Genomic DNA, 14,845 nt, shown 5'->3' with positions numbered 1-14,845 from the left:
TTATTCTGCTCTGAGCACGGTCAGGCGGCCGTTAACCCGAAACGTCGCCTCACCATAACCGGCGCTGACCAGCGTCCAGCCGGCCACGGTTTCGCCCTCTCCGACCAGGGCCACCTGCGACAGGCTGCTGTATCCCCGGGGCGCGATGGCTGCCCAGGACTCTGCCCCCCGCTTCTCCACTCCCGTCAGCACAAAAGGCGCAGTGCGGGCCACGCGAAGGGACGAAGCAGAACGACGTGTGTCAGCGGGACGGGGCTTTTTTGCAGCAGGCGCGTTTTTTTTGACCGGTGCGGCGACAGGTGCGGCGGGTGCGGGTGCCGGCTGTGATTTCAGCGCTGTCAGTTGCTCCGTCAGCGCACTCAGGCGGGTTTCCAGCCCCTGCCGGGCGTCCTGAAGGGTTCGCAATGACTGACGCACCACTTCGTCGCTGCCTGCCTGTTTCGCAACAACACTGAGCCGCTGTTGCACCTCGCCGAGATTTTTCCGCGTATCCTGCAGACCGGCTCTGAGCGTGGTCACATCTGACTGCAGGGCCGCAACTGTCTCAACAGTGGCCGCTGTACTGCCCTGAGATTCAAGGCGTGTAAGGCGTTCATCAAGGTTCGATATGCTCAGACTGAAGGCGGTGTAGCCCAGCGCCAGAATGCCAGCCAGCGCCACACCGCCGGCAGCGCCCCAGATGAGGCGGCGGCGGGGACGCCAGCTGAATCTTTTACGGGCCGGAGCGGGGTCCGTATGGAATGGTTGCTGTTCGCTCATTTTCTCAGAAACCCTCCGCTGACAGGTTTAACCGGTACTGACTGAGGTGCGATGATGGCCGGTTGTGACACTGCTGACAGCGCAGGCGTGGACCAGGTGCTGACCGGCGGCGGAAGCTGGGTGACCGGCAGCTGGTAGCCGTCGCGCAGGCTGTGGCAGACCACCCGCTGCACATCGTCCACTTCCAGTTGCCAGGCCGGACCGGCCAGGACCTGCAGGGCAGTACGCAGGCGCATCGGGCCCAGCTGGTACTGGACTGCCGGCAATGCCTGGCGGTAAAGCACGCCGTTGGCAGAACCGGTCGCGCACAGGGAATAACCGGACTGGCGCAGGGCGTAACGCAGCGCATCCGCCACGGTAGGATGCAGGGATGACGGGATGCGAATATCAATAATCTGCGAGAGAGGGTCACGCTGGGCCGCCTGCGGATCGGTACTGACCAGCAGATAACGATCGTAGCGCACCACTTCCGGCGTCCGCGCATACTCGTCCGGAGAGACCGGCAGAACGTTGCGGGTGACGGTTGTGCCGGGGGTCGGATCCGCAGGCGCACGTTGCTGCAACTTTTGCGGCTGGGAAACACAGCCCGCAAGGAGCAGCAGGGGAAGAACAGTGGCAAGCCTGCCTGGTGAAAATATGTTGTGAGCGGTGTTACGTTTCATCCGGAATTTTCCTGTACAGTGACAAAACAGCCCTCACTGTGCGGAATCGGTCCGGTTTCACTCAATTAACAACTGATTTTCCGTTGATGAAAAAAAACGCCGGCAAAAGCCAGCGTTTTTCACTAATAGCGCGCTGTCAGGCTACTTTATGGGGACGATGGGCCACATCGCCGCGGCCTTCAAGCAAACCCGCAACAGAAATGTCTTCGTCCAGCGCGTCCCAGTGGATACCACGGGGACTCAGTTCATAGCTGTTAAGCTGTTCAGTTGAAGCATGCAACAGGCGTGGAAACCATGCCAGCGGCACACCGATGGTACGGGCGTCGTTGAGTTCAACCCACATCGTGGCCTCATCGAAGCTGACCCGTTTAGCTGAAATAGTCATTCCAGGCCTCCAGAAACAATGCTTGGTTATCTTCAACGATCCCCGTCAGTTCTTTTAATACCCGTGAATTAAACCCGTCGTTACTGGTCAGTGCCACTGATGGCGTTAACCAGAATTTGGCTTCACTACCTGCTTTCATTACGTGAATGTGTGCAGGTTCGAGAGGGTTACCTTCATTAGAATAAAAAAAGAACCGGAAACCGTTGATCCTCAGTATAACAGGCATGTCAGTTATCCTTAAATGCTGACCGGATTATGTGTAAGTTCAGAGCAACTCCCAGACAGGCTGTTCAGAGTGCATGGATTGCCGATTTTGGTACTCCATACCCGAAGCCAATGAACGGTATATCGTCATCGAAGTCCATCGGTGGCGCACCGGCACTGCTGCCGGAAGCCTGGCCACTGTGAGCCGGCCCTGAAGGTTGCTTAGGCTGCCCCCAGTCATTCCGGGAAGACGTATTCTGTCCGCTGTCGGACTGTCGGCCGCCAAGCATCTGCATGGTGCCACCAGTATTGACCACCACCTCTGTGGTGTATTTATCCTGGCCGGCCTGATCGGTCCATTTGCGTGTGCGCAGCTGGCCCTCGATGTAAACCTGGGAGCCTTTACGCAGATATTCACCCGCAATTTCTGCCAGCTTGCCGAAAATAACCACCCGGTGCCATTCGGTCACTTCTTTCTGTTCGCCGGACTGCTTATCGCGCCAGCTCTCAGACGTGGCCAGAGAAAGGGTGGCAACTGCGCTGCCGTTAGGAATATAACGAACTTCAGGATCCTGGCCGAGGTTTCCGACAAGAATAACCTTGTTAACGCCGCGTGAGGACATAATCAATTCTCCTGTAAGGAATAAAGACACACCCCGCGAACGGGGTGTGTCAGGTGCGCATCAGAATGAGTTTTCTGCGTAGTTTTGTTGTGCAGCAGAGCCATTCTGCGGCGGCACGGAGTCAGATTTTTCAGTCTTATAAACCATGTCCTGGCCTATTTTGATCCAGTCCACCTTTATCAGGCGGGCTTTCAGACTGACACGCTGTTCACCGGCATGGTCGCCCTTGTTCAGCGTAAATATGTCCGTGGACGGGTTACTCAGGTTAAAGCCCAGCAGGACTTTTTTGTCTTCATCGACGGCTTTCTGGCAGCGAGCGATAAGGCTGGAAGCCTCTTTACCTGCGACAGAAATGTCAAAACGAACGTAGGCCGGATTATCAGTCGGACCACTCAGTGCATTGATGACGCAGCTGAGGAACGAGCCATTCTGATGGTTAACCTGGCGGATGTTGCTGAGATACCCGATGCCTTTGATAGTCAGGTTGAAGTACTCAGATTTTGCAGATGCAGAAGTATTGTTTGCAGACATGATGTTTTCTCCACGGAGGTAAAAAAAGGTACGGCGGAGAAACCATCTGCCCTGACGGGAGTAGTTTCCCGTCGGGGGTCAGGATCAGCTGAATCCTGATAGTCTGGTATGTTGAAAGGACCTCAATCACTGTGCAGTGATATCCGTTTCCAGAGGTTAAACGGATTTACCACCCGAGGGTATCCTCTCTCAGGCTGCGAGGATTTTCCGGTCACCCGAAGGTGTTTCTCTCAGACCGGTGAAACGTTAGCTGGCAGTCACCCGAAGGCGTTTCTCTCAGACTACTGAAACTTTAGCTGGCTGTGAAAAACAGCGGTAAGCACTGTTGATTTTTAAACCAAACAAGCCTGGTGTCAACCCATAAAACCAGAAATGAAAACGGCGCTGCATATGCAACGCCGTGGGGGCTGTACCAGACCTTAATGTATCTCACTACTCCGGGGATCAGTTCCCGACGCGATTTTCACGGAGCGCATGCGTCTTACAGTTCCTGCCAGATGTGCGATGGCAGACCGTCGTGCCGGTTGCCAGATTAATCCCGTTAAAGTTAAGCTGGCTGCCTCCGGCAAAGGGGTACATATCGAAGCGTAGTCACATTAGCAGAACCCGGCCCGGGGTTGTACAGTGAAATAACTCATCACTGTGCGGATGATTCTGTTTTTGTCCCTGTTGCTGCTTTTTTGCGCTTTGTGGCCTTTTTCCCGTTGGTGTTAATAATACCTTTGCAGTCTGGGTAACGCACACAACCCCAGAAATCTCCTTTCTTACCCTGGCGTTTACGCATGGGCCCTTTGCATAACGGGCAGGGGGGCGTGACGGGAGCGGTAATTTTCACACTGTCCTGGCGGCCTTTTTCAATCAGGTGACGGGTCCACTGCAGCTGCTTTTGCATAAAGACCGCAAGCGACATTTTCCCCTGCGAGATATCATCCAGTGCCTGCTCCCATAACGCGGTCATGCCCGGGCTCGTCAGCGTTTCCGGCAGGGCCGCAATCAGCTCCCGGGCTATCTGCGTGGAATGTATATGCTTCCCTTTTTTATCCAGATAACGCCGCCTGAAAAGAGTTTCGAGTACTGCCGCACGCGTCGCCTCAGTGCCCAGGCCTGCGTTATCACGCAGCACTTTCTTCAGCTTCGGGTCACTGACGAAACTGGCTGCGTTCTTCATGGCAGCGATCAGCGTCCCCTCCGTGAACGGTTTAGGCGGGCTGGTTTTCATATCCTTAACCTCAGCACCGGTGACAGCGCAAATATCCCCTTTTGCCAGCGCTGGCAGCGCCATACTGTCACCGTCGACGTCCTCTTCGTCGTCATCTTTTTCAGCCTGGAACAATGACTTCCAGCCCGTCACCACACCGACTTTCCCGCGTGTACGGAACAGCTGGCCACCAATATTGAAAGACGCCTCCGTCACGTCAGATTCCTGCAGCGGAAGGAACTGAGCGAAATAATGCTGGCGAATCAGCTGGTAGACCTTCAGCTCATCGGCGCTGAGGCGCGACAAATCAAATGCCTGCCGGGTGGGAATGATGGCATGGTGCGCGGTGATTTTCTTGTCATTCCAGACACGCGAGACAAACTGCCTGTCCAGCTGATTCAGTACCGGGGCCACAGTGGGATCGGATTTAGCCACTGCTGCCAGAACGTCGGGTATTTCCTGCTGCATGGAGGTTGGCAGAAAGCCGCAGTCTGTACGGGGGTAGGTGGTCGCTTTGTGGGTTTCGTAAAGGGACTGGGCAATGGCGAGCACATCATTTGCGCCCATGCCGAATTTTCGGGAACAGACCTGCTGAAGGGTGCCCAGGTCAAAACAGAGCGGCGCAGCCGTTTTCTCCCGCTTCTGTGTCACCTCCAGTACCGCAGCCCTGCCCTGCTGCTGACAAAGCTGTCCCACCGCCCGCGCTGCCTGGGGATTAATGCAACGCTTTTCCTCGTCACAGTACTGCTCAACGGGCACCCAGCCCGCCCGGAACCGGACGCCCTCTTTTTCAATAAGCGCATGTACCTGCCACCAGGGCTTTGGCACGAAGGACGTAATTTCATTATCCCGGTTAACCACCATGGCAAGCGTCGGCGTCTGTACCCGCCCGACGGACAGCACTTCTGACACCCCTGAGTCACGGGCTTTGAGAGTATAAAGGCGGGTCAGGTTCATACCGATGAGCCAGTCAGCCTGGCTCCGGCCCTTGCCGGCATCATACAGCAGGGCTGTTTTTTCCCCGGGAAGAATATTGCCCAGTGCTTCCTTCACACTGGCCTCATCCAGGGCTGACAACCAGAGCCGGCGTACCGCGCCACTGTAGCGGCAGTATTCCAGCAGCTCACGCGCGATCACCTCGCCCTCGCGGTCGGCATCGGTGGCGATGACCACCTCAGACGCCTTTTTGAGTAGCTTACTGATAACGGTGAACTGCGATTTTGTCTGCTCTTTGACGACCATTTTCCAGGCCTCAGGCAGCACAGGCAGAACATCGGCACGCCATGGTCTGCCATACTGCTCGCCATAGGCTTCAGGGCTGGCAGTTTCAAGCAGATGACCAATCGCCCAGGTCACAACGATGTTACCACCGCTGATAAATCCCTGCTCACGCTTGCTGATACCCAGCACGCGGGCAATATCCTTTGCCTGGGAGGGTTTCTCACAAAGAAAGAGTTGCATGTGTTGCCTCCCGTATCAGCGCTCTTCACCGGCCGCAACAGCGCGGACATCATTTATCAGCTTCCTGACGCCGGACCCGGCCAGGCGCTGTGATGATGATGAGCGATAGACAACATAGAGCCTGCTGCCGGACCCGTTTTTCTCGATTTCGATATCCAGGTGATCACGTCCGTTCCAGTCGGAGCCCATTTTGTAGTAGCTGCCCGGCATGGCGTCCCAGACGGGATGCGCATCATCTTCAGCCGCCGCTTTCCAGTCCCCGTCATTTGCGGCCTGGCGCATGGACTCAAGCTCCTGCGTGGAAATGAATTTATAGTGCCGCTTTAAGCGGGCCGCTGCCGTATCCACATCGACTGGCACGGAGAACGTTTTATCGACGGACTGCATGGCCTGTTGCCCTGCCGGGCTCATCAGCGGCATGCCGCCACTTTCACCACTGCTGTTGCCACCCAGAGATTTAGTCAGGTTTGCGGCTGTATCACTGACCTGTTTATTAATCGCAGCCCAGTCCGTTGTTGCGCATCCGCTCAGTAAAAAGAAGGAGGTGAGGAGGAACACAGGGCGAATCATATTATTTCTCCTCCTGAACGGCTTTTCTCAGAGGTGGAGAAAAGGAAGAGCGTTTCTTACCAGAAAGAATGTCAGTATCGGGCATGCCCAGTTTTTCTGTTGCCTGTTGTGCTTCTTTAGTCTGGATTGCTATGTCAGCACGGTTAACCCTGACGGTTCGATAAAGGCGTAGCACACCATATACTTTTCTGATTAAGTGAGCGCAATGGCTCAGTAGTTCATCGCGACGGTTGCGGGATATGAGACCGTAATGAGCCGCCTGGAATGCTTTAAGGGCCATCTGGTCATATCCGACAAGCACCCATACACATCTGTAACCCAGCGGAGAACGACTGTATACGCCTATATTAAGTGGAGACGAGGAGGCAATGTCAGAAAATGAAACAGCAGGGGGAACTGATTTCAATATGATCTCAAGTTCTTCTACCCGGCTCTTGATATGTTCTCCAGCTTCATTCAAAAGCGTTTCAACCCTGAACATCGCCTCATCTGCCCATGGATTATCCGCCAGGGAATCCTGATAAATAATTCCTGAGCGCTTAATAGCCTGGGGCATACTCATGATGGCATGCTTAACTTTCTTTACACCTTCCTTCGCCTGAGCCTGCGGGCGGCCTTCCCAGAGACGGATAGCATAGTTTGAGTGGATCTCGATTTTCAGGGAAGATGTGAGTCCGCCCGGTTTATCGCTTCGCGTTTCATTTTCAGTGGTCATGAAATCATCTCCTGTAAGAGCCCGGTCAGGTTCGACCTAAGTCAGTGATACTCTTCAGGCAGGAGCTTGCGGACAACCATAAACCAGATCCCTAATCCCGGAAATTCACTTATATGGCTTCATAGCGGGCTAGCTCAGGGCGTTGAAGTAGTCAGTTATATAAAATGACACCTCAAACTGCTTAAAAATCAAAAGATAAAATCCTTTCATGTTTTACTCAAACTAGACTCATGCAGTGCTGTACATTTTTTATACGCCGCTGCCACTCGCAGCACTGACTGATTTTTAATCACTGCTGCCACTCGCAGCACTGTTTACTTTTTAACCACTGCTGCCACTCGCGGCAGTGGTTGTTTTTTAACCGCCAGTTCCAGAAGTAGCTATCTATCGTTTAGCTTTCTACGAATATCTCTAACCAAATTTCGTATGTTCTCTTCCGATACAGGATGGACAGAAGTGCGTGCTTCTGGCTTCCACAGCTGTTGTTCAGGACGCTGAACGTTTTTTTGCACGGCACTCTCAGGCGAATCATCAGCCTGACGGGGCGCGTACAACCTGCCCTCACGCGCCTTTTTCATTACGGCCAGCAACCAGCCAACCGGGTTGCTGAGCTGCTGGCGTGCCATCACCTTTTGCAGGCTGAGCAGCACAAGTTGTGCCTGTTCTTCAGGCAGCGCGTGCAGCTGTGCGGTCAGCATGGCAATATCTTCTGCCGGCACAAGTTCATGCAGACTGTCGGGAAGCACAGGTTTACCCGGTACGTACGTATTTTTATTCACACTGTGTGTGATACTACGTACGTAATGGTTCGGTTTCCGAACCCGGCCATAACTGCCTGTTTTTACTGGCAGTACGGATTCCGGACTCAGTGATTTGTTGTCCCTTTCTGGACTGAGTTCGGTATCCGAACCCTGTTTTTTAGCGACGATTCCTGGCCGTTTATGACTGAGTTCGGTTTCCGAACCCGGTGCGGGACAGGGTATTCGGTGATGATGTTTCGCCATCTGGCTGGGCGTCTGTGGGCGGTCCAGACGCGATTCGATCAGCGCAAGATGGCTGCGATAATGGCGCATGGTGGGGTCGTTTTTTATATCGTCGAGCACTTCGCGGGCGGTCTGGCTGATAGTCCGGTTTTTACTCAGGCAGGCGTCCGCCACCGTATCAAGGAAGCGGGGGTCTAGCGTTTCCGCATCGCTGAACGTCAGGGGCTCATCGTGCTGAGCATAGATATTCCCCCGCACCCGCCCTTTATCATCGCGCACGCGTTTACAGAGGCTGAGCCAGCCGGTTATTCGCAGCATCAGCAGGACGCGGCTTACCGTTTCCCTTGAGGCTTTCCCCTTTCCGGGCGAGGCAAGCTGCAGCTGCAGCTCGTCATAGCTGGGGAAAACCGCCCCCTCATTATTTTTTGCATACAGCCGGATCATCATCCAGCCCATCTTGTCCAGTGGTGACAACCGCGTGTCGAGCAGAAGGCGGCGGGGAATGGAATCATGCACATTTCCGGTAAACAGCAGGCCGTTACGTATCCTGCCATCATCCCGCCGGGGACTGGCCGCAAGGCGGGCATTCATTTTATCCAGCGTATAAGCAATCAGGCTTTCTGCAGGCAGACTCATTATTTTTCCTTTTCGGCCGCCATCACGGCCGTTCTGAACTGTCAGTATGCTTAGTACTGCACCCGCGTACGGGTGCAGGGCAAACAGGCTGTCATGCTGCTATTTCCGTATGGCGCTGTTATAGCGTTCGTGGCTGAGAAGAAGCCATGTCCGGCCTTCGTTACGACTCAGCAGACGCCAGAACGGGCCGAGATCGATTTTGTAGTAACCGCAGCCTTTCTCATCGAGCCGGGTGTAATTACGCGCCCCCTGCCGGAAACGGCGAACCTGATGTAACGCCTTCTGACAGCATTGCGGCGGCGCACCATGGGGAGCCCGCAGGCCCGGCGCAACCATTCTGTATTTCATGCCGTCTTCCTTACCGGCGTTCGTGCCGGAGAAGGCTGCCGGGTCTTGTGCCAGCCGCGGACGGCATGCCAGACGGACGTCAGCGAGACGTTCATCTGTTCTGCAGCCAGCATCATCACGTCCAGCCCGTCAGCACTTTCCGCATCTTCAATGCCGGATTTTTGCCACTGACGCCACAGGGCGGCGTTTTCCTCATCACCCAGTGCGTTACCGCGCCCCGGCCGGACATCGATACCGGCAATACGACGGCGGGCCGCCACCTCCGTACTGGAGAGCCCGAAGTAATTGGCCATCAGTTCAATGGAGCCGCCCAGCACCAGCGCCCGATCGATACGCTGGAGTCGTTTCTGCTCCGTCCGGGCCTGCTGCAGCATGCGCACCAGATTGCCGTGATTGATGCCCACACTGATGATCGACACCTCACTACCGGAAACGTAGTGAAGCTCTTCGAGCGAGAGCCCCTGCAGCATCTGCATTTCCTCGCGGTTTAGTCCCAGCGATTCGCAGCGGCGCAGATAGCCACTTCTGAGATCCATAACCAGCTGCATCAGTAATCCGTTTGCAGCCTGAGATAAACTGTTCATCATTCCCCCTTAATCCTGACGGTAACCAATGGCTGCCGGACCCCGGCCGCTGACACCCTGATGAAGACGGGCATTTTGTCCGGCTTCATACCCCTGATAACGTGCTGTATCCGCCCCGTGGCAGGCTTTCAGTTCACGGGTTGTGACTGTTTTCATACTGCGGCTTTCCAGCCAGTGGCTCATCACCTGCTGCTCTTCGCTGCTGATGTCAGTCGCCGATATCAGCTCACGTACCCCACATACCCAGCCGTCACGAAACTGCTCCGCTCTCGCCCGGCGTGTGGCCAGTTTCAGCCGCTTGCTCTGGGTTTTAAGATAAGAAGTTGTGGCATCTTTCAGCTGGCGCGTCAGCACATCAAAGGCATAGGCTGCTATCTCAGGTTTTTCACTGAATCCGTAAAAGGTTACCGAACGGCGATACCCGGCAGAGGTCTGACGCCATGAATAATAAGCGCGGCAGCCAAAGGCATGACAGACGCCCCGGACAAGGGTCACCATCCATTCCGGAACTTTTTCAGCATCCGAAGGGGCTGTGCGGGAAGAGGCTTCCCGCACGGAAATAAGGCCGGCGTCAAGTTCGCTGATGCCGTATCTGGCCATCAGCTTCTGGGCTCGCTGCAGGGCCAGTCCTGCCTCATGGGCATTACTGTTGCTGCGGCCCAGCTTCAGCAGTTTCCTGACAAGATTCAGCAGTCGCAACTGTCGCTGTGAGTTATTCATCGCTGTTATCCTCCCCGTACGTCAGACCGCGTTGCAGTTCCCGAAGACGGCGCATAACGCGCATCAGGCGCAGCAGTTTCAGGGCATCTTCATCTGTCAGGACAGGAGCTTCCCCCTCACCCGGGCCGCCGGTGAAAAGCTCCGGCAGGCCACACACCCCTGCCGCAGGATGCAGCGCAGGCGCTTCGCCGGTCAGGCCCAGCAGAAAGGCGGCGGCTTCAGAACACACCTCACCTGCCGCGACGTAACCGGCAGACATGTCGTTGTCGCGTTGCGGAAGAATTTCCTCTTCGCAGCCAAGGACCTCACCCAGCTCCCATGCCAGACGAAAAGCGGTATTCTGCAGGTGTTCGATATCGTCCTGATGGGCCGGCACATGCCAGATGCTGTCATTAGTCACGGGCGTGTCATCCTGCAGGACAACTTCAGGTTCTGGTGTTAAAAGAGAAAGCAGGCCATCCTCCCCATTGTCCTCTTCTCCATCATTCTCTTCTCCGTACCCATCGGAGAGGGTAACCAGCCTGCTAACATCCCCGCTCTTACCTGAAATGACCGGCGCGGCACCGTACATATCTGGCTGAACCTCATACCGAGGGGGCTCATTAATCGGTGTTTCAGAAGGAGAAGACGCATTACCCGGAACGGGCGTTGCAGCCCCTCCTGAGACCTCAGGACGTGAACTGGAGACAGGTAGCGGGACGCCTTCACTCTCATCTGAGCCTGTGGTATGCAGGGCGGGATCAGCATTAACAGGCTTGTTTGCGGCGGGAAAGGCAACCGTCTCCGGCTCGCCAAAGTGATGTCTGCGGTTGCGTTCTTTAGGATCGAGTTCCATCATCCAGCGGTCATAGTCCAGTTCCGGATGGGGTAACGCCTGCAGTAAATCACCAATAAATTCATCGCGAAACATCTCAAGAGACCACAGTTCCGGTGAGTTGAAACGGCCACAGCACTGGCCAAAAACGTCGCTGAAGGATTTGTCGCCTGTGTCTGAAATCAGGCAAAACTCATCCCACACGCGTTCAGCATCATGCCGGAGCGCCAGCAGTGACGTTATTTGTGGCCTGCCAAGCCCGGACTCAAGCAGGTCAGGGATCCACGGAAAAAGATATCTCAGTGCATCTTCCATACGGCTGATAGTTGAATTATGTACCGGCAGACCTTCACGGGTCAGAAGTTCTGACAACTGTCGTAAAGAGACTGGCTTTCCCAACTGCTCTTCATATATAGAGCGGGCTTTGTGGATCCCCTGCGCTTTTTCAATAAAACTCAGTTCCCCACGCACTTCATTCTCTGCCAGATGGCCGATAACACACTGCAGTCGCCCCGGCCACGGCTTGAACAACACATGGACGCGGAAAAACCGGTCTTCTCCGGTCTCCTGCCACAGTTCTGACAGGATCTGATAACGTGTATTACCACCGTCGCTGAAGATGTACATATCGGGCTCACCATCCGGATCACGGGTGACTTTGGGTACGGTGTCCAGCCCGCGCGAACGGATGGAAGCCTTGATATCGTCATAACGCGGATTGCGTGATGTTCGCGGATTATCAGGATTCGGGCTTAACTGGTCGAGCGTCAGGACCATGGGCATTTCAGCCGCCGGCATGACGCTGATATTGCCGGCCGCCTGCGACTGGCGTCCGGGCTGCAGCATGGCAGCCCCCACATTAGAACTTTTACGGCTCATGCCTGTTTCCTCCCGCTGCGGTAACCGAAGTCATAGCTGCCTTCCTGAAACTCCGAAAACAGTGTGTAACGCCCGTCAAATTTGACTTTCACCGTGCCGGTTGGCCCCTGCCGCTGCTTGCCGACAATGATCTCAGCCACACCAGAATCAGGGGTGCCGGGGTTATAAACCTCATCCCGGTAAATAAACATGATGAGGTCTGCATCCTGCTCCAGCGCACCAGAGTCACGCAGGTCACCATTATTGGGGCGTTTATCGGCCCGCTGCTCCACCAGGCGGTTGAGCTGGGAAAGCGCCAGTACCGGACAGCCCAGCTCTTTACCGAGCGCCTTAAGCGAGCGGGAAATTTCCGCTATTTCCTGCGTGCGGTTTTCCTGCTCGGGGGAGCGGACAAGCTGCAGATAGTCCAGCATGATGAGAGAGGGTCTGCCGTATTTGCGGACATAGCGACGGGCGCGGGCGCGCAGTGTGGCCGGGGTCTGGTAACTGGTATCATCAATGATCAGACGGTTTTTCCACTCAATAATGCGACCGGTCGCCCTGGACACGCGAGCCCAGTCTTCATCATCCATGTTGCCGCTGCGAAGCCGGGACAGTTCCACCCGGCCTTCCATCGCCAGCAGGCGCATCATCAGCTGCTCTGAGGGCATTTCAAGGCTGAACACAAAGACGTGATCGTCAGGTTTTGCGCCCACGGCCGCGGTGCAGGCGGCCATGGCCAGCGACGTTTTCCCCATGGAAGGACGGGCGGCCAGCAGGGCCAGATCGCCGGGCTGGAGACCACAGGTCATCGCGTCCAGTTCGCTGAAACCGGTCGGTGTCCCGGTGAGGCCGTCACTGGCGGACATGCTTTCCAGATGCGTCAGCAGTTTATCCAGCGCTTCGTTAACGCCGGTCTCACTGTTGAGCTGTATGGCTCCCTGTTCAGCAATGTTGAACAGCTTACCTTCGGCCGACTCAAGAATACCCGCCGAGCTGGCTTTCGGGGCCTGCACATCGGAAAGAAGACTGTTACCCACTGTCATCAGCTGCCGCAGGCGGCTTTTCTCCGCCACCACCACGGCGTAAGCCAGGATATTGGCTGCAGACGGCGTGTTTTTACTCATTTCAGCCAGATAAGCAAAGCCGCCACACTGTTCAAGGTCGCCTCTGTTCTCCAGCCGTTCCGTAATAGTGATGAGATCGAGCGGTAGCCCTTCCCCGGCCAGCTCGGCCATCACGCGGAAGACCATACGGTGCGGCCGGGAAAACAAATCTTCCGGGGAGATTTGCAGTATCACCTCATCCCACCGGTCGTTATCAAGCATCAGTCCGCCCAGTACGGCCTGCTCAGCCTCATAAGAGCAGGGCATCATCATCTCAGACATGACGCACCTCCCGGGTCAGAACGTCACTGAAATGGCTCTGCCACTCAGGGAACAGTTCACACGCGAGGTCGTGCATGGTGACGGCTGCGGCCGGACCTTTGCGACGCGTTTTGTATTCCAGACGATGCACGGGCTGCTGCTTGACGTGCCCCAGTTTGAAAATATCCAACGCCTCGATACGGGTATCGAGTAAACGATAAACGTCACGGTTGCCCAGCGCAGAGGCGTCGTAATGTTTTTCGTTAATGATCGCGGCAAGACCGTCCATTGCTTCACGGTCAAGCAGAGTGTTTTCGATACAGTTGACGAGAATGGAAATATCAGGAAGGCGGATACCGTAATTTTCATAGGTTTTCAGGCGGGTAAGCATATGAAGGGAGCCGCGGATAAATTCACGGACATCCGGAAGGATGGGTTTAACAATGCCCATAACATTACCGGTAGAGGACAGGAGGGAAAGTTCGGTCATGACGCCTGTTGCGCCTTTAGAATCCACAATAATGGCGTCATAACGGTTAAAGAAGGCATGCTGAAGTATGTTACGCAGGCGCAGACGGCCGTCTGCAGCGTGGAGCATCGCGGTCGGCAACAGCCCGTCCGGGTCGTTAGAGTAGATGACATCAAGATTTTTTATGGCGGTCTGCGAAATGCACTGCGTCTGGTCACTGACCATCTGCATCAGCAATTCATAGAAGCCGAAAGGAGATTCATGTTCCAGCATGAAGATACTGCTGGCTGTGGGCTGGGAATAGTCTGCATCCACAAGAAGGGTGTTCAGCCCGGCATCGGCAAGGAAAGCGGCAAGGTAAGCAGCAAACGTGGATTTACCTTCTCCACCTTTGGGAGAGATAACGGGAAGTATTTTCATTTTGCACATCCAAAACAATGGTTTGGACGCATGTGTTAGTGATTATTCACATCTCTTAAACAGAAAGGCAAAGGATTTCACTTTCCGGCAATGGGATTGAAAATCCCCGTGTCCTTGGTTCGATTCCGAGTCCGGGCACCACTATTTAAAGAACCCAGCCTATGGCTGGGTTTTTGCTTTTCAGCATATCCCTGATATTTATCCGTCATGCTTCCCCCTTCAACCAGCGCAACTAACGCGCAAATTTTGCCGATACAGTTACCCTACAACATGATAAGCAGCTGTAGAGATCTATAAAAACAAGTGTAACTGTCCCTGCACAGCAATACGGGTACATACATGACGGATATCAGAAAGATATGTGTATTTACGCGCACTGATATCTGTCTGTAGGGTAGTACGGTAGAGGAAAAAGAGACGGTTTTATCGATCCCGGCGGGATAAAGAGGGGCAAAACAGTGCCGGACGGCAGTATTTCCTGCAGTCCGCAGACGCAAAAAAGCCCATCCGGCAGGATGGGCTTCTTCACTGGTTTGAT

16 protein-coding genes are annotated in these 14,845 nt (G+C 55.0%); all 16 read right to left on the bottom strand.

The genetic code is table 11. The features are described 5' to 3' along the window. Positions 1–759, bottom strand: coding sequence for a hypothetical protein (locus OGX98_RS21275; protein ID WP_003029702.1), 759 nt, complete (start codon positions 757–759; stop codon positions 1–3). After that, the gene (gene pilL2 / locus OGX98_RS21270) at positions 756–1,421 is read right to left on the bottom strand and encodes a PFGI-1 class ICE element type IV pilus protein PilL2 (RefSeq protein ID WP_003029699.1); all 666 of its coding nucleotides are present in this window, start codon (positions 1,419–1,421) and stop codon (positions 756–758) included. Before pilL2 ends, OGX98_RS21275 begins: the two co-directional genes overlap by 4 nt. A gap of 136 nt (positions 1,422–1,557) precedes the next feature. Next, positions 1,558–1,806: a DUF2442 domain-containing protein gene (locus OGX98_RS21265; protein ID WP_003029697.1), complete on the bottom strand. Its 249-nt coding sequence runs from the start codon at positions 1,804–1,806 to the stop codon at positions 1,558–1,560. After that, positions 1,790–2,032: a DUF4160 domain-containing protein gene (locus tag OGX98_RS21260; RefSeq protein WP_003029696.1), complete on the bottom strand. Its 243-nt coding sequence runs from the start codon at positions 2,030–2,032 to the stop codon at positions 1,790–1,792. Before OGX98_RS21260 ends, OGX98_RS21265 begins: the two co-directional genes overlap by 17 nt. 64 nt (positions 2,033–2,096) lie before the next feature. Further along, a complete protein-coding gene (locus OGX98_RS21255; RefSeq protein ID WP_058684970.1) occupies positions 2,097–2,633 on the bottom strand; it encodes a single-stranded DNA-binding protein in 537 nt (178 codons plus the stop codon). A 60-nt stretch (positions 2,634–2,693) separates the two neighbouring features. Further along, the gene (locus OGX98_RS21250) at positions 2,694–3,164 is read right to left on the bottom strand and encodes an STY4534 family ICE replication protein (protein WP_003029691.1); all 471 of its coding nucleotides are present in this window, start codon (positions 3,162–3,164) and stop codon (positions 2,694–2,696) included. Positions 3,165–3,801: 637 nt separating this feature from the next. Beyond that, entirely contained in the window at positions 3,802–5,823 is a 2,022-nt protein-coding gene (locus tag OGX98_RS21245; protein ID WP_003036629.1) for a DNA topoisomerase III, read from the bottom strand. Positions 5,824–5,838: 15 nt separating this feature from the next. Then, positions 5,839–6,393 (bottom strand): hypothetical protein, encoded by a 555-nt coding sequence (locus OGX98_RS21240; protein ID WP_003036628.1) that lies wholly within the window; start codon positions 6,391–6,393, stop codon positions 5,839–5,841. 1 nt (position 6,394) lies between these two features. After that, positions 6,395–7,108, bottom strand: coding sequence for a PFL_4669 family integrating conjugative element protein (locus OGX98_RS21235; protein ID WP_003036626.1), 714 nt, complete (start codon positions 7,106–7,108; stop codon positions 6,395–6,397). Between the two features lie 380 nt (positions 7,109–7,488). After that, positions 7,489–8,727, bottom strand: a complete 1,239-nt coding sequence (locus tag OGX98_RS21230; protein WP_003036623.1) for an STY4528 family pathogenicity island replication protein — start codon at positions 8,725–8,727, stop codon at positions 7,489–7,491. 99 nt (positions 8,728–8,826) lie between these two features. After that, positions 8,827–9,075, bottom strand: a complete 249-nt coding sequence (locus OGX98_RS21225) for a ParE family toxin-like protein (RefSeq protein WP_003036622.1) — start codon at positions 9,073–9,075, stop codon at positions 8,827–8,829. Next, positions 9,072–9,662 carry a DUF2857 domain-containing protein gene (locus tag OGX98_RS21220; protein ID WP_003036620.1) on the bottom strand — a complete coding sequence of 197 codons (591 nt, stop codon included), beginning with the start codon at positions 9,660–9,662 and terminating at the stop codon, positions 9,072–9,074. The genes OGX98_RS21225 and OGX98_RS21220 overlap by 4 nt, the downstream gene beginning before the upstream one ends. Positions 9,663–9,668: 6 nt before the next feature. Further along, positions 9,669–10,379: a DUF2786 domain-containing protein gene (locus OGX98_RS21215; protein ID WP_003036618.1), complete on the bottom strand. Its 711-nt coding sequence runs from the start codon at positions 10,377–10,379 to the stop codon at positions 9,669–9,671. Continuing rightward, the gene (locus OGX98_RS21210; protein ID WP_003036615.1) at positions 10,372–12,072 is read right to left on the bottom strand and encodes a ParB family protein; all 1,701 of its coding nucleotides are present in this window, start codon (positions 12,070–12,072) and stop codon (positions 10,372–10,374) included. Before OGX98_RS21210 ends, OGX98_RS21215 begins: the two co-directional genes overlap by 8 nt. Next, complete coding sequence (gene dnaB-PI, locus OGX98_RS21205; RefSeq protein WP_003036612.1) at positions 12,069–13,439, bottom strand: SPI-7-type island replicative DNA helicase; 1,371 nt, start codon at positions 13,437–13,439, stop codon at positions 12,069–12,071. Before dnaB-PI ends, OGX98_RS21210 begins: the two co-directional genes overlap by 4 nt. Next, positions 13,432–14,307 carry a ParA family protein gene (locus OGX98_RS21200; RefSeq protein ID WP_003036609.1) on the bottom strand — a complete coding sequence of 292 codons (876 nt, stop codon included), beginning with the start codon at positions 14,305–14,307 and terminating at the stop codon, positions 13,432–13,434. The genes dnaB-PI and OGX98_RS21200 overlap by 8 nt, the downstream gene beginning before the upstream one ends. Positions 14,308–14,845 lie beyond the last annotated feature (538 nt).

The organism is Citrobacter sp. Cm046 (genome assembly GCF_030333065.1).
GTDB lineage: Bacteria > Pseudomonadota > Gammaproteobacteria > Enterobacterales > Enterobacteriaceae > Citrobacter > Citrobacter murliniae.
This window is presented reverse-complemented; position numbering and strand designations above follow the sequence as displayed.

Bases quoted from the DNA above. Each gene is read 5' to 3' on its own strand.
- OGX98_RS21275 (WP_003029702.1), bottom strand. From the start codon at position 759: ATGAGCGAACAGCAACCATTCCATACGGACCCCGCTCCGGCCCGTAAA.
- pilL2 (WP_003029699.1), bottom strand. From the start codon at position 1,421: ATGAAACGTAACACCGCTCACAACATATTTTCACCAGGCAGGCTTGCC.
- OGX98_RS21265 (WP_003029697.1), bottom strand. From the start codon at position 1,806: ATGACTATTTCAGCTAAACGGGTCAGCTTCGATGAGGCCACGATGTGG.
- OGX98_RS21260 (WP_003029696.1), bottom strand. From the start codon at position 2,032: ATGCCTGTTATACTGAGGATCAACGGTTTCCGGTTCTTTTTTTATTCT.
- OGX98_RS21255 (WP_058684970.1), bottom strand. From the start codon at position 2,633: ATGTCCTCACGCGGCGTTAACAAGGTTATTCTTGTCGGAAACCTCGGC.
- OGX98_RS21250 (WP_003029691.1), bottom strand. From the start codon at position 3,164: ATGTCTGCAAACAATACTTCTGCATCTGCAAAATCTGAGTACTTCAAC.
- OGX98_RS21245 (WP_003036629.1), bottom strand. From the start codon at position 5,823: ATGCAACTCTTTCTTTGTGAGAAACCCTCCCAGGCAAAGGATATTGCC.
- OGX98_RS21240 (WP_003036628.1), bottom strand. From the start codon at position 6,393: ATGATTCGCCCTGTGTTCCTCCTCACCTCCTTCTTTTTACTGAGCGGA.
- OGX98_RS21235 (WP_003036626.1), bottom strand. From the start codon at position 7,108: ATGACCACTGAAAATGAAACGCGAAGCGATAAACCGGGCGGACTCACA.
- OGX98_RS21230 (WP_003036623.1), bottom strand. From the start codon at position 8,727: ATGAGTCTGCCTGCAGAAAGCCTGATTGCTTATACGCTGGATAAAATG.
- OGX98_RS21225 (WP_003036622.1), bottom strand. From the start codon at position 9,075: ATGAAATACAGAATGGTTGCGCCGGGCCTGCGGGCTCCCCATGGTGCG.
- OGX98_RS21220 (WP_003036620.1), bottom strand. From the start codon at position 9,662: ATGATGAACAGTTTATCTCAGGCTGCAAACGGATTACTGATGCAGCTG.
- OGX98_RS21215 (WP_003036618.1), bottom strand. From the start codon at position 10,379: ATGAATAACTCACAGCGACAGTTGCGACTGCTGAATCTTGTCAGGAAA.
- OGX98_RS21210 (WP_003036615.1), bottom strand. From the start codon at position 12,072: ATGAGCCGTAAAAGTTCTAATGTGGGGGCTGCCATGCTGCAGCCCGGA.
- dnaB-PI (WP_003036612.1), bottom strand. From the start codon at position 13,439: ATGTCTGAGATGATGATGCCCTGCTCTTATGAGGCTGAGCAGGCCGTA.
- OGX98_RS21200 (WP_003036609.1), bottom strand. From the start codon at position 14,307: ATGAAAATACTTCCCGTTATCTCTCCCAAAGGTGGAGAAGGTAAATCC.